This is a genomic window from Pseudomonas sp. NFPP24 (assembly GCF_900112095.1).
GTDB lineage: Bacteria > Pseudomonadota > Gammaproteobacteria > Pseudomonadales > Pseudomonadaceae > Aquipseudomonas > Aquipseudomonas extremorientalis.
Genome location: NZ_FOKD01000004.1, coordinates 342,748 through 357,253 on the forward strand (window position 1 = coordinate 342,748; position 14,506 = coordinate 357,253).

Consider the following 14,506-nt stretch of genomic DNA (forward strand, 5'->3'; position numbering starts at 1 on the left):
TTATGGGAAAAGGATTTTTCACGGGAAAACTCGATACCCTGCTGGGCGTCGACATCAATGACACGGCAATCCGGCTGGTGGAGCTGGGCCGTTCAATCACGGGTTACCACATTCGGGCCTATGTCACCCAGGCATTGCCGGTACGCTCGGTGGTCGACGGCACATTTCTGGATCTCGAAGGCGTGGGACGCACCTTGCGCAGTGCGTTGTCGCGAATGGCAACGTCGGTCCGTGGTGCTGCCGCTGCGGTATCCGGGCCCTCGGTGATCACGCGCATAATCGAGATGGAGGCTGGGCTCACCGACGATGAGATGGCCTGGATGATCCAGATGGAGGCAGACCAGTACATTCCTTATCCATTGGATGACGTGGCCATCGACTTTCAAGTGCGCGGGCCGACCGCCCTGGACCCAGGTCGTGTCGAGGTGCTGCTGGCGGCGTGCCTGAAGGAACACGTCGAGGCACGGGAGGCGGTTCTGGCGCTGGCCGGGCTGGTGCCGAGGGTGGTCGATGTCGAAGCGTTTGCATTGGCGCGCGCATGCAGTCAGGATTTCGCCAGCTTCACGCCGGGCCATCGAGTCGATGGTGCACAATGGGCCGTGGACGCCCACGGGATGGGAATTGCTTGCGGGTTGGCCCTGAGGAGTTTCGCTTGAAGACACGAATCAACCTTTTGCCTTGGCGCCAGGCGCTGGCGGAGCGGCGACGCAAGTACCTGCTGGCGTGCCTGCTGGCGTTCGCCTGCGCGGCGCTCGCAGCCGTGTGGCTGGCGGACCAGGTGATCGACCAGGCCATTGACCGGCAAGTGACCCGTAATGACCATCTGGGCAAGCAAATCACCGGCCTGGATTCGCGCATCAAGACCATCGACGACCTGCAGGAGCAAAGCCAGCAGTTGGCGCAGCGCATGAAGGTTGTGCAGGACCTGCACGACTCCCGCTCGTCCGGTGCGCAATTGTTGGATCAGTTGGCGCGCGCAGTACCCGACGGTGTCCATCTGCATGAAGTGGTGGCGAAGGGCGATACGGTGAGTATCAGCGGCAGTGCCGAGTCGAGCCAGGATATCGCCCAACTGATGCGTCGCCTGGAGGCCGCGCAAGGCGCCCACTCTACGCGGTTGCAACAGGTGCGAACCGAGGGCGCGCGTGGCAACAATGAATTCCAGCTGATGGTGCGACAGGGCGAGCCTTCCGAGGCACAACCTTGAGCCCGTTGAGGCTCAATCTTTCTGCACTCACTCACAACGCTGCAAAATGGCCCCTACCTGGCAAGGCCCTGTTGGGCTGTGCGCTGGCGAGCCTGATATTTGTGGTGGGTGACCTTGTGTACCTGAGCCCGTCGCGTCAGCGGCTAAGCCAGGTCGAGGTGCGGGAAGTGGCCCTGCAACAGCAAGTCGCTCAAAAGACGGCCATGGCTGCCCCCCTTGAGGCGCGCACGCAGCAGCTCCAAGTGATGCAGGTGAAAGCCGATGAGCTTTTCCGGGCGTTGCCGGGCGAATCCGAAATGCCCGGCTTGCTGGAAGACATCGCGCACTTGGCATTGGCCAATGGTCTGGTGGTCGAGAGCGTCACGCCATTGGACGAACAGTCTCAGCAGTACTATCACGAGCAGCCGGTACAGGTCGGCGTGACAGGGGCTTACCACGACCTGGCGACGTTCCTGAGTAGCTTGGGTGGTCTGGCGCGAATCGCGACGGTGCATGATGTGGTCCTGCGGCGGGATGGCAAGCTGCTGCGCCTTGATCTGCTGGTCAAGAGCTACTGGCAGCCGGGCGGCGGGGGAGGCGGTCAGGCCCGCCAAGGGCAGCCCTTTGTCTACGAGGCTTCTGGGCTGCGCGACCCTTTTCAGCGGCTTGCCGTTCAGGTCGATCATCTACCTGGGCGGCCAGCCCGTGCGCCAGATCTCGCCCGGCCACGTGCAGCCCTGGAAAGCCTTGCGCTGGACCAGTTCGAAATGGTCGGCACGCTGTCTCGCGGGTCGCAGGTTTTCGCCTTGCTGCGTGCGGCCTCCACGGTGCATCGCCTGGCGGTCGGTGACTATCTGGGGCCGGACCATGGCCGGGTCACGGCCATCCATGAGCGTCACATAGAGCTGGTCGAGCTGTTTCCCGATGGTCAGGGTGCATGGCTGGAGCGCCCGCGAACCCTGGTGTTGAACGTCAACTCATAACGGAATCGAATCAATGAAAAGGATTTTCTTGTCCTTCGGTGTGGCGCTATGGATAGCGTTCACGGCGCCGATGGCTGTTGCTGTGCCCAATCGTGTAGACCTGATCCAGTTGCCACCGCCTGGCAGCGCCACGTCGAGCGCTTACACCGGCGACAAGCTGAACCTCAACTTCCAGAGCATCGAGTTGCGCACCGCGCTGCAGCAGATTGCCGATGTGGCGGGCCTCAATCTGGTTGCCAGCGACGATGTGCAGGGCTCGATCACCCTGCGTCTAAAGGATGTACCTTGGGATCAGGCGTTGGACCTGGTGCTGCAAGCCAAGGGCCTGGATAAGCGGGTAAAGGCCGGTGTGTTGCTGGTCGCGCCCGCCGAGGAGTTGGCCGCGCGTGAGCTGCTGACGCTGGAGTCGCGCAAGCAAATGGCCGAACTGGCGCCGTTGCGTCGGGAGCTGTTGCAGGTCAATTACGCCAAGGCGGCGGACCTGGCCAAGTTGTTTCAGTCATTCACGGGCCTTGAGGGCGTCACCGATGAGCGTGGCTCGGTGGCGGTGGATGATCGCACCAACAACATCATCGCCTATCAGACTGGCGAGCGGCTGGAGGAACTGCGCAGGATCGTGGCGCAGCTGGATGTGCCGGTGCGCCAGGTCATGATCGAGGCGCGGATTGTCGAGGCGAATGTCGATTATGACAAAAGCCTGGGCGCGCGCTGGGGTGGGCGGCTCGCTCGCGGCAACTGGAGCGCGGGTGGCATTCCCAAACCTCTGCCTGAAGGCGCGGAGCCGCCGGAAAACCCACCCAGTTCACCTTTCGTGGACTTGGGAACACTCAACGGCACCTCGGGCTTGGGCATCGCCTTTATCACCGACAACCTGCTGCTGGACCTGGAGCTCACCGCCATGGAGAAAACCGGTAACGGCGAAATCGTCTCGCAACCCAAGGTGGTCACGTCCGACAAGGAAACCGCACGCATCCTCAAGGGCACCGAGATTCCCTATCAGGAATCCAGCTCCAGCGGCGCGACCTCGGTGTCGTTCAAGGAAGCCTCGCTGTCGCTGGAGGTCACCCCGCAAATCACTCCTGACGACCGCGTGATCATGGAGGTGAAAGTCACCAAGGATGAGCCCGACTATCTCAATAAACTCAACGACGTGCCGCCGATCAAGAAAAACGAGGTCAACGCCAAGGTGCTGGTCAAGGATGGCGAGACCATCGTCATCGGCGGGGTTTTCTCCAATACCCAAAGCAAAGTGGTAGATAAAGTGCCATTTTTGGGCGATGTGCCGTATCTTGGCCGCCTTTTCCGGCGCGATGTGCTGGCGGAGAAAAAATCCGAGCTGCTGGTATTCCTGACTCCGCGTATTATGAATAACCAGGCGATTGCTGTGAGTCGTTGATTCTGTGCGAAATTTGATTCTTGTAGGACCGATGGGCGCTGGAAAAAGCACCATCGGCCGTTTGCTGGCCAAAGAGCTGCGCCTGCCGTTCAAAGATTCCGACAAGGAAATTGAATTGCGCACGGGTGCCAATATCCCATGGATCTTCGATAAGGAAGGCGAACTGGGCTTTCGTGACCGCGAGCAGGCGATGATTGCCGAGCTGTGCGGCTGCGATGGCGTGGTATTGGCGACGGGTGGGGGCGCGGTGATGCGTGACGAGAACCGCCGCGCGCTGCATGCCGGTGGCCGGGTGGTCTACCTGCATGCGTCGGTCGAGCAGCAAGTGGGCCGTACCGCCCGTGATCGCAATCGCCCGTTGCTGCGCACGGCCAACCCGGAGAAAACCCTGCGGGATTTGCTGGCGCTGCGCGATCCGCTGTATCGGGAAATTGCCGATCTGGTGGTAGAAACCGATGAGCGGCCACCCCGGATGGTGGTCCTCGACATTCTTGAGCGCCTGCAACGGCTGCCACCCCGTTAAAGCCAGGCCCGAAATGCGCTATTCTCGGCGGCGCGCCAACACCTCCCAAGGTGTGGCGTAGAGCCATCAGGCAGCGTCAGCGTTTGACGTTACCGGTCGTCAATACATCTTCAACGCGGGGACACATGCAGACACTTAAGGTCGATCTAGGCGAGCGCAGCTACCCGATCCATATTGGCGAAGGTCTGTTGGACCAGCCCGAGTTGCTCGCACCGCATATTGCCGGGCGGCAAGTGGCGATCATCTCCAATGAAACGGTCGCGCCGCTGTATCTTGAGCGTCTGAGCCGCAGCCTCGCAGCGTACTCCGTTATTTCTGTGATCCTGCCCGACGGCGAGGCCCATAAGAACTGGGAAACCCTGCAACTGATCTTTGATGGCCTGCTGACTGCACGTCATGACCGCCGCACCACCGTGATCGCCCTGGGCGGCGGTGTCATCGGCGACATGGCCGGCTTTGCAGCGGCCTGCTACCAGCGTGGCGTGGACTTTATCCAGGTGCCGACCACCCTGTTGTCCCAGGTGGATTCGTCGGTGGGCGGCAAGACCGGCATCAACCATCCGCTGGGCAAGAACATGGTCGGCGCGTTCTACCAGCCCCAAGCCGTGCTGATCGATACCGCGACTCTCAACACCTTGCCGCCGCGTGAGCTGTCGGCGGGTCTGGCGGAAGTCATCAAGTACGGGCTGATCTGCGACGAACCGTTCCTGACCTGGCTGGAAGAGCACGTCGACGCCTTGCGCAATCTCGACCAGGCGGCCCTCACCGAAGCCATTTCCCGCTCCTGTGCCGCCAAGGCACTCGTGGTGAATGCCGACGAACGGGAGTCCGGCGTACGGGCCACCTTGAACCTGGGTCACACCTTCGGCCATGCGATCGAAACCCACATGGGCTATGGTGTGTGGTTGCATGGAGAGGCCGTGGCGGCTGGCACAGTGATGGCACTGGAGATGTCGCAGCGCCTGGGCTGGATCAGTGCCCAGGAGCGTGACCGTGGCATCCGCCTGTTCCAGCGCGCCGGTTTGCCGGTGATTCCGCCTGAAGAGATGACCGAGGCAGATTTCCTCGAACATATGGCAATAGACAAGAAAGTGATCGACGGTCGACTGCGACTGGTGCTGCTGCGCCACATGGGCGAAGCGGTGGTGACCGACGATTATCCGAAAGAGATTTTACAGGCCACGCTGGGAGCGAATTACCGCGCCCTGGCCCAGCTTAAAGGTTAATAAGATCCCGATGACTAGTTTGCATGCCGACGAGGCGTTCCTCGGCCATTACCAGTTAAGCCACGACCCTTTTGCTCCACGGGTGCCTGGTTTCAAATTTTTCCCGGCCCAGCGCAAACCAGTGCTCGGCCAGTTGCATCACCTCGCGCGCTACAGCCAATTGCTGCTGGTCGTGACTGGCCCTTTGGGCAGCGGCAAGACCTTGCTGCGCCAGGCCCTGGTGGCCAGCACTAACAAGCAGTCGGTGCAGAGCGTGGTGGTGTCGGCCCGTGGTGCCGGTGATGCGGCGGGCGTGTTGCGCCAGGTCGCCCAGGCGCTGGACGTGGCGACTGCCGAACCGAACGCAATCCTCAAGCAAGTGGTGCAACTGGGCCTGACCGGCCAGGAAGTCTACCTGCTGGTGGATGACGCCGAGCAGCTCGACGAATCCGCCCTCGAAGCGCTGCTGGCGTTGGCGGCCGGTACGCCGGAAGGTCGCCCCCACGTGTTCCTGTTTGGTGAGTCGTCGCTGATTGCCGAGCTGGAGCAGATCAGCGGTGATCAGGAGCTGTTCCACGTCATCGAACTGCAGCCGTACGAAGAGGAAGAAACCCGCGAATACCTGGCTCAACGCCTGGAAGGCGCGGGCGCGGGTATCGAACTTTTCTCCGCTCAACAGATCTCTGATATTCACGAAAGCTCCGACGGCTGGCCTGGCACCATCAACCAGGTTGCCCGCGATGCCATGATCGAAGCCATGATTGCCAGCCGCACAGCGGTCAAGCGTCCAAAGATGGGGTTCTCTATGCCTAAGAAACACGTATTGGCTATTTCCGCCGTTGTCGTGGTCGCTGTCGCCGCCGCCTGGTTGATTCCAGGCCGCAGCAAGGCACCGACCACGGCCGGCGCGCCAACCGAACAGGCGCAGTTGCCACTGGGCAAACCCACGCCAAACGTCGAGTTCGCCAATTCCGGGCAACCGACCAACCTGCCGATGGTTGGCCAACCTGTCATGCGCGGCCCGCTCGCCGAAGAAGCCGGTGGTATCTCCGAAGGTGATGACGGCGTGCCGGTGGAAGGTTCCAGCGCAACACCGCCGACCGTCACGACCACTGCACCCCCTGCGGGCGTGCCAGCCGGTCAGCCAGCGGCAAAACCAACGCCGGCACCGACTGTTGCAACCGCCAAGCCTGCGCCTGTGACCAAACCGGTTGCGCCTGCGCCAGCCGCCAAGCCCGCTCCGGCCCCGGCTGCCAAGCCTGCTGAAAAACCATCCGCCACCGTTGCCAAGGCCGGTGCTGCAGGTAGCGGCTGGTATGGCAGCCAGCCTTCCGGCAACTTCGTGGTGCAGATCCTCGGCACCAGCTCCGAAGCCAATGCCCAGGCGTTCGTGAAAGAGCAGGGCGGCGAGTACCGTTATTTCAAGAAAGTGCTCAACGGCAAGCCTCTCTACGTGATCACCTATGGCAGTTTCTCCAGCCGTGCAGCGGCTGATTCTGCCATCAAGGCCTTGCCAGCGAAGGTTCAGGCTGGTAAACCTTGGCCTCGCACTGTTGCCAGCGTTCAACAAGAACTCGCAACAACTCGCTGAAGATCCGGCGGCCTTACCCAGGCCGCCCTCCCGGCACCTCAAAAAAACCGCAAGTGCGTGCTGTCTCTAGAGACCGCGCGCTTTGTGGTGTCTGCGTCACAGTGGCTTTTGAGTCGTAGCGGTCAGAATTAAAAAAAGTTTTGACTAGCACAGCATATCGCTTTAAACCTTTCATAAATGCGACATAGATTTGCGACATTTCGTCGCTAAATTTGTGAGCGTCTGTGTCGGTGTGTACAATGACCTCCCTTTTGCCCCCGCTAAGCCGGCGTACGTTCGGCGTGGAAGGTAACCGGTTGAATTGAAAAGAAATTTGCCTCGGAATAAGAGGCAGCCTGGTGAGAAAGTGTCTATGAAAGCAGGTCTGTACCAACCCGATGAATTCAAGGATAACTGCGGTTTCGGCCTGATAGCCCATATGCAGGGCGAGCCCAGTCATACCCTTTTGCAAACGGCCATCGAGGCCCTGACCTGCATGACCCACCGCGGTGGGATCAACGCCGACGGCAAGACCGGTGACGGCTGTGGCTTGCTGATTCAAAAGCCCGACCTGTTCCTGCGCGCTGTCGCAAAAGAGCAATTTGCGGTCGACCTGCCCAAGCAGTACGCCGTGGGCATGGTGTTTTTCAACCAGGACCCGGTCAAAGCCGAAGCCGCTCGCGAGAACATGAACCGCGAGATCCTGGCTGCCGGCCTGCAACTCGTCGGCTGGCGCAAAGTGCCGATCGACACCAGTGTGCTCGGCCGCCTGGCCCTCGAGCGCCTGCCGCAGATCGAGCAAGTGTTCATCGCTGGGGATGGCCTGAGCGACCAGGACATGGCGATCAAGCTGTTCACGTCGCGTCGCCGCTCGTCCGTGGCCAACGCCGCCGACACCGACCACTACATCTGCAGCTTTTCCCACAAGACCATCATTTATAAAGGCCTGATGATGCCGGCGGACCTCACCGCCTTCTATCCAGACCTGAGCGATGAGCGCCTGCAGACCGCAATCTGCGTGTTCCACCAGCGCTTCTCCACCAACACCCTGCCGAAATGGCCGCTGGCCCAGCCATTCCGCTTCCTCGCCCACAACGGCGAGATCAACACCATCACCGGCAACCGCAACTGGGCCGTGGCCCGTCGCACCAAGTTCGCCAACGATTTGATGGACCTGGAAGAGCTCGGCCCGCTGGTCAACCGCGTGGGTTCCGACTCCTCCAGCATGGACAACATGCTCGAACTGATGGTCACCGGCGGCATCGACCTGTTCCGTGGCGTGCGCATGATCATTCCGCCAGCGTGGCAGAACGTCGAGACCATGGACCCGGACCTGCGTGCATTCTACGAGTACAACTCGATGCATATGGAGCCGTGGGACGGCCCGGCCGGCGTGGTCATGACCGACGGTCGCTACGCGGTATGCCTGCTCGACCGTAACGGTCTGCGCCCGGCGCGTTGGGTCACCACCACCAACGGTTTCATCACCCTGGCTTCGGAAATAGGCGTGTGGGACTACAAGCCCGAAGACGTCATCGCCAAAGGCCGCGTGGGGCCGGGCCAGATCCTGGCCGTGGACACCGAAACCGGGCAGATCCTCGACACCGACGCCATCGACAACCGCTTGAAGTCCCGTCACCCGTACAAGCAATGGCTGCGCAAGAACGCCCTGCGCATCCAGGCGACCATGGAAGACAACGACCATGGTTCGGCGTTCTATGACGTGGACCAACTCAAGCAATACATGAAGATGTACCAGGTCACGTTCGAAGAGCGCGACCAGGTGCTGCGTCCGCTCGGTGAGCAAGGCTACGAGGCGGTTGGCTCCATGGGCGATGACACGCCGATGGCCGTGCTGTCCCAGCGCGTGCGTACGCCGTACGACTATTTCCGCCAGCAGTTCGCCCAGGTGACCAACCCGCCTATCGACCCGCTGCGCGAAGCTATCGTGATGTCCCTGGAGGTATGCCTCGGTGCCGAGCGCAACATCTTCCAGGAGTCGCCTGAGCACGCCTCCCGCGTGATCCTCAGCTCGCCGGTCGTGTCTCCGGCCAAGTGGCGCTCGCTGATGACCCTGGAGCGCCCAGGCTTTGACCGCCAGATCATCGACCTGAACTACGACGAGAGCCTCGGCCTTGAAGCCGCGGTGCGCAACGTCGCCGACCAGGCCGAAGAAGCCGTGCGTGCCGGTCGTACCCAGATCGTACTGACCGACCGCCACATCGCGCCGGGCAAGCTGCCGATCCACGCCTCCCTGGCCACCGGCGCGGTGCACCACCGCCTGACCGAGAAAGGCCTGCGTTGCGACTCCAACATCCTTGTCGAAACCGCAACCGCCCGCGACCCGCATCACTTTGCGGTGCTGATCGGTTTCGGCGCCTCGGCGGTGTACCCGTTCCTTGCGTACGAAGTGCTGGGTGACCTGATCCGTACCGGTGAAGTGCTGGGCGACCTCTATGAGGTGTTCAAGAACTACCGCAAGGGCATCACCAAAGGCCTGCTGAAGATCCTGTCGAAGATGGGCATCTCCACCGTTACGTCTTATCGTGGTGCGCAACTGTTCGAAGCCATCGGCCTGTCCGAAGAAGTCTGCGAGCTGAGCTTCCGGGGCGTGCCAAGTCGCATCAAGGGCGCACGTTTCGTCGATATCGAAGCTGAACAGAAAGCCCTGGCGGCCGAAGCCTGGAGCGCGCGCAAGCCGATCCAGCAAGGCGGCCTGCTCAAGTTCGTGCACGGTGGCGAGTACCACGCGTACAACCCGGACGTGGTCAACACCCTGCAAGCCGCCGTGCAGCAGGGCGACTACGCCAAGTTCAAGGAATACACGAGCCTGGTGGACAACCGCCCGGTGTCGATGATCCGTGACCTGTTCAAGGTGAAGACCCTGGACACGCCGATGGACATCGCCGAAGTCGAGCCGCTGGAATCGATCCTCAAGCGCTTCGACTCCGCCGGTATCTCCCTGGGCGCGTTGTCGCCCGAGGCTCACGAAGCCCTGGCCGAAGCCATGAACCGCCTGGGGGCGCGTTCCAACTCCGGCGAAGGCGGTGAAGACCCGGCGCGCTACGGCACCATCAAGAGCTCGAAAATCAAGCAGGTCGCGACCGGCCGTTTCGGTGTAACCCCGGAATACCTGGTCAACGCCGAAGTGCTGCAGATTAAAGTTGCCCAGGGCGCCAAGCCGGGCGAGGGCGGCCAACTGCCAGGCGGCAAGGTCAACGGTCTGATCGCCAAGCTGCGTTATGCAGTGCCGGGCGTGACCCTGATCTCGCCGCCGCCGCACCACGACATCTATTCGATCGAAGACTTGTCGCAGCTGATTTTCGACTTGAAACAAGTCAACCCGCAGGCGCTGGTCTCGGTGAAGCTGGTGGCGGAAGCCGGCGTGGGCACTATCGCCGCTGGCGTGGCCAAGGCCTATGCCGACCTGATCACCATCTCTGGCTACGACGGCGGCACCGGCGCTTCGCCGCTGACTTCCATCAAGTACGCCGGCGCGCCGTGGGAACTCGGCCTGGCCGAAACCCACCAGACCCTGCGCGGCAACGACCTGCGTGGCAAGGTGCGCGTGCAGACCGACGGCGGCCTGAAAACCGGCCTCGACGTGATCAAGGCCGCGATCCTCGGTGCGGAGAGCTTTGGCTTTGGCACTGCGCCGATGATCGCCCTGGGCTGCAAGTACCTGCGCATCTGCCACCTGAACAACTGCGCCACCGGTGTCGCCACTCAGAACGAGAAGCTGCGCAAGGATCACTACATCGGCACCGTCGACATGGTGGTGAATTTCTTCACCTACGTCGCCGAAGAGACCCGTGAGTGGCTGGCCAGGCTGGGCGTGCGTTCGCTGGAAGAGCTGATCGGCCGTACCGATCTGCTGGAAGTCCTCGAAGGCCAGACCGCCAAGCAGAACCACCTGGACCTGACGCCGCTGTTGGGCAGCGATCATATCCCGGCCGACAAACCGCAGTTCTGCGGCGTGGACCGTAATCCGCCGTTCGACAAAGGCCTGTTGGCCGAGAAGATGGTCGACATGGCCGGTTCCTCGATCAACGACGCCAGCGGTGGCGAGTTCGCCCTGGATATCTGCAACTGCGACCGTTCCATCGGTGCACGCATCTCCGGCGAAATCGCGCGCAAGCACGGTAACCAGGGCATGGCGAAAGCGCCGATCACTTTCCGCTTCAAGGGCACTGCTGGGCAGAGCTTCGGCGTATGGAACGCCGGCGGCCTGCACATGTACCTGGAAGGCGACGCCAACGACTACGTGGGCAAGGGCATGACCGGCGGCAAGCTGGTGATCGTTCCGCCTAAAGGCAGCGTTTACAAGACCCAGGACAGTGCCATCATCGGCAACACCTGCTTGTACGGCGCCACCGGTGGCAAGCTGTTCGCGGCCGGTACTGCCGGTGAGCGTTTCGCCGTGCGTAACTCCGGTGCCCACACCGTGGTGGAAGGCACTGGCGATCACTGCTGCGAGTACATGACCGGGGGCTTTGTCGCGGTACTGGGCAAGACCGGTTACAACTTCGGTTCGGGCATGACCGGCGGTTTCGCCTACGTGCTCGACCAGGACAACACCTTCGTCGACAAGGTCAACCACGAGTTGGTCGAGATCCAGCGGATCAGCGGCGAAGCCATGGAGTCCTACCGGAACCACTTGCAGCACGTGCTGGACGAGTACGTCGAGGAGACCGGCAGCGAATGGGGCCGTAACCTCGCTGAAAACCTCGATGATTACCTGCGTCGTTTCTGGCTGGTCAAGCCCAAGGCTGCCAACCTGAAATCGTTGCTTTCCAGCATCCGTGCCAACCCGCAGTGATATGCGCCTGAAGAGTTTGATGAGGTTTTAACATGGCTGAACGTCTGAATAACGACTTCCAGTTCATCGATGTCGGGCGCAAAGATCCGAAGAAGAAACTGTTGCGTCAACGCAAGAAAGAGTTCGTGGAGATCTACGAACCCTTCAAACCCCAGCACTCGGCCGACCAGGCCCACCGCTGCCTGGGGTGCGGTAACCCGTATTGCGAATGGAAGTGCCCGGTGCACAACTTCATTCCGAACTGGCTGAAGCTGGTGGCCGAGGGCAATATCCTCGCTGCCGCCGAGCTGTCGCACCAGACCAACACCCTGCCGGAAGTGTGCGGCCGGGTGTGCCCGCAGGACCGTCTGTGCGAGGGTGCCTGCACCCTCAACGACGGCTTCGGCGCGGTGACCATCGGTTCGGTGGAGAAGTACATCACCGACACCGCGTTCGCCATGGGCTGGCGCCCGGATATGTCCAAGGTCAAGCCGACCGGCAAGCGCGTCGCGATCATCGGCGCGGGCCCGGCGGGCCTGGGCTGTGCCGACGTGCTGGTGCGTGGCGGCGTGACCCCGGTGGTGTTCGACAAGAACCCGGAAATCGGCGGCTTGCTGACCTTCGGCATCCCCGAGTTCAAGCTGGAAAAAACCGTCCTGAGCAACCGTCGTGAAGTGTTCACCGGCATGGGTATCGAGTTCCGCCTCAATACCGAAGTCGGCAAGGACATCACCATGGAGCAACTGCTCGAAGAATACGATGCCGTGTTCATGGGCATGGGCACCTACACCTACATGAAGGGCGGTTTTGCCGGTGAGGACCTGCCGGGCGTTTATGACGCGCTCGACTTCCTGATCGCCAACGTCAACCGCAACCTGGGCTTTGAAAAGTCGCCGGAAGACTTCGTCGACATGAAAGGCAAGAAGGTCGTGGTGCTCGGCGGTGGTGATACCGCGATGGACTGCAACCGCACCTCGATCCGCCAGGGCGCCAAGTCGGTGACTTGTGCCTATCGCCGTGACGAAGCCAACATGCCCGGCTCGCGCAAAGAGGTGAAGAACGCCAAAGAAGAAGGTGTGAAATTCCTCTACAACCGCCAGCCGATTGCAATCGTCGGTGAAGACCGCGTCGAAGGCGTGAAGGTGGTCGAGACCCGCCTCGGAGAGCCGGACGCCCGTGGCCGTCGCAGCCCCGAGCCGATCCCGGGTTCCGAAGAGATCATCCCGGCCGACGCCGTGGTCATCGCCTTCGGCTTCCGCCCAAGCCCGGCGCCGTGGTTCGAGCAATTCCAGATCCAGACCGACAGCCAGGGCCGCGTCGTAGCCCCGGAACAAGGCCAGTACAAGCACCAGACCAGCAACCCGAAGATCTTCGCCGGTGGCGACATGGTGCGCGGTTCTGACCTGGTGGTAACCGCGATCTTCGAAGGCCGCAATGCCGCCGAAGGGATCCTGGATTACCTGAACGTCTAATCTCGTTCAGGCTGAAATGCGGTCAAAAATGTGAGAGGGGGCTTGCCCCCGATAGCGGTGGTTCAGTTACAGATACTGGGACTGACACACTGCAATCGGGGGCAAGCCCCCTCCCACGTTTATTTTTGCAGCGCTTTCATGTCCGCGACAAATTGACCCGATAGACAAAAGGCACGGCTCATACCGTGCCTTTTGCGTCTGGCTCTGAGAAAATGCCCGCACTTTTTTTGCGGATGCCGACATGACTGCCCTCAAGAACGACCGTTTCCTTCGTGCCCTGCTCAAGCAACCCGTGGACGTCACCCCTGTGTGGATGATGCGCCAGGCCGGTCGCTACCTGCCGGAATACCGCGCCAGTCGCGCCAACGCCGGCGATTTCATGAGCCTGTGCATGAACCCGGAGTTCGCCTGCGAAGTCACGATGCAGCCGCTGGACCGCTATCCACAATTGGACGCGGCCATCCTTTTTTCCGACATCCTCACCATCCCTGACGCCATGGGCCAGGGCCTGTACTTCGAGACCGGCGAAGGCCCGCGCTTCAAGAAAGTCGTCAGCACCCTGGCCGATATCGAAGCCCTGCCGATTCCAGACCCCCACAAAGACCTCGGTTACGTGATGGACGCCGTCAGCACCATCCGCCGCGAGCTCAACGGCCGCGTGCCGTTGATCGGCTTCTCCGGCAGCCCCTGGACCCTGGCCACCTACATGGTCGAAGGCGGCTCGTCGAAAGACTTCCGCAAGACCAAGGCCATGCTCTACGACAACCCGCAAGCCATGCACCTGCTGCTGGATAAGCTGGCACAGTCGGTCACCTCCTACCTCAACGGCCAGATCATGGCCGGCGCCCAGGCGGTGCAGATCTTCGACACCTGGGGTGGCAACCTCTCGGCGGCGGCGTACCAGGAGTTCTCCCTGGCCTACATGCGCAAGATCGTCAGCGGCCTGATCCGCGAACACGAAGGGCGCAAGGTGCCAGTGATCCTGTTCACCAAAGGTGGCGGCCTGTGGCTGGAAAGCATTGCCGGCGCTGGTGCCGATGCATTGGGCCTGGACTGGACCTGCGACATTGGCGAGGCTCGCCGTCGCGTTGGTGGCCAGGTCGCGCTGCAAGGCAACATGGACCCGACCGTGCTGTACGCCAAGCCGGAAGCCATCCGCACCGAAGTTGGCCGCATCCTGGCCAGCTACGGCAAAGGCACCGGGCACGTGTTCAACCTCGGCCATGGCATCACCCCGGAAGTGAATCCGGAGCATGCGGGTGCGTTCCTGCGCGCGGTGCATGAGCTGTCGGCGCAGTATCACGAATAACACGCAAAACGAATGTGGGAGGGGGCTTGCCCCCGATGGCGGTGTACCAGTCAGTCCAACTATG

Annotated in this window: 9 protein-coding genes and 1 pseudogene; all 10 read left to right on the plus strand. The window is 61.6% G+C overall.

The window, feature by feature from the left end; all coding sequences use genetic code 11:
- Positions 1-2 precede the first annotated feature (2 nt).
- The 10 genes and pseudogenes from pilM (at position 3) to hemE (ending at position 14,442) form a co-directional block, all read left to right on the plus strand.
- Entirely contained in the window at positions 3-656 is a 654-nt protein-coding gene (pilM, locus tag BM026_RS11055) for a type IV pilus assembly protein PilM (RefSeq protein ID WP_093121363.1), read from the plus strand.
- The gene (locus BM026_RS11060) at positions 653-1,207 is read left to right on the plus strand and encodes a PilN domain-containing protein (RefSeq protein WP_092246413.1); all 555 of its coding nucleotides are present in this window, start codon (positions 653-655) and stop codon (positions 1,205-1,207) included. Before pilM ends, BM026_RS11060 begins: the two co-directional genes overlap by 4 nt.
- Positions 1,204-2,169, plus strand: coding sequence for a pilus assembly protein PilP (locus tag BM026_RS11065; RefSeq protein WP_092246416.1), 966 nt, complete (start codon positions 1,204-1,206; stop codon positions 2,167-2,169). Before BM026_RS11060 ends, BM026_RS11065 begins: the two co-directional genes overlap by 4 nt.
- Before the next feature lie 139 nt (positions 2,170-2,308).
- A pseudogene (locus tag BM026_RS11070) lies at positions 2,309-3,565 on the plus strand (type IV pilus secretin PilQ); the annotation flags it as partial.
- 4 nt (positions 3,566-3,569) lie between these two features.
- Positions 3,570-4,088: a shikimate kinase AroK gene (gene aroK / locus BM026_RS11075; protein ID WP_003171222.1), complete on the plus strand. Its 519-nt coding sequence runs from the start codon at positions 3,570-3,572 to the stop codon at positions 4,086-4,088.
- A gap of 125 nt (positions 4,089-4,213) precedes the next feature.
- Positions 4,214-5,314 carry a 3-dehydroquinate synthase gene (gene aroB / locus BM026_RS11080; RefSeq protein WP_093121358.1) on the plus strand — a complete coding sequence of 367 codons (1,101 nt, stop codon included), beginning with the start codon at positions 4,214-4,216 and terminating at the stop codon, positions 5,312-5,314.
- A gap of 10 nt (positions 5,315-5,324) precedes the next feature.
- Positions 5,325-6,884, plus strand: a complete 1,560-nt coding sequence (locus tag BM026_RS11085) for an SPOR domain-containing protein (RefSeq protein WP_093513476.1) — start codon at positions 5,325-5,327, stop codon at positions 6,882-6,884.
- 352 nt (positions 6,885-7,236) lie between these two features.
- Positions 7,237-11,682, plus strand: a complete 4,446-nt coding sequence (gene gltB / locus BM026_RS11095; protein ID WP_092246425.1) for a glutamate synthase large subunit — start codon at positions 7,237-7,239, stop codon at positions 11,680-11,682.
- Positions 11,683-11,714: 32 nt separating this feature from the next.
- Entirely contained in the window at positions 11,715-13,133 is a 1,419-nt protein-coding gene (locus BM026_RS11100; RefSeq protein WP_092246428.1) for an FAD-dependent oxidoreductase, read from the plus strand.
- A gap of 241 nt (positions 13,134-13,374) precedes the next feature.
- Positions 13,375-14,442 (plus strand): uroporphyrinogen decarboxylase, encoded by a 1,068-nt coding sequence (hemE, locus tag BM026_RS11105; RefSeq protein ID WP_093121351.1) that lies wholly within the window; start codon positions 13,375-13,377, stop codon positions 14,440-14,442.
- The last annotated feature ends 64 nt before the right edge of the window (positions 14,443-14,506 follow it).

Coding starts and splice junctions, on each gene's coding strand:
- pilM (WP_093121363.1), top strand. CDS start 3: ATGGGAAAAGGATTTTTCACGGGAAAACTCGATACCCTGCTGGGCGTC.
- aroB (WP_093121358.1), top strand. CDS start 4,214: ATGCAGACACTTAAGGTCGATCTAGGCGAGCGCAGCTACCCGATCCAT.
- BM026_RS11085 (WP_093513476.1), top strand. CDS start 5,325: ATGACTAGTTTGCATGCCGACGAGGCGTTCCTCGGCCATTACCAGTTA.
- gltB (WP_092246425.1), top strand. CDS start 7,237: ATGAAAGCAGGTCTGTACCAACCCGATGAATTCAAGGATAACTGCGGT.
- BM026_RS11100 (WP_092246428.1), top strand. CDS start 11,715: ATGGCTGAACGTCTGAATAACGACTTCCAGTTCATCGATGTCGGGCGC.
- hemE (WP_093121351.1), top strand. CDS start 13,375: ATGACTGCCCTCAAGAACGACCGTTTCCTTCGTGCCCTGCTCAAGCAA.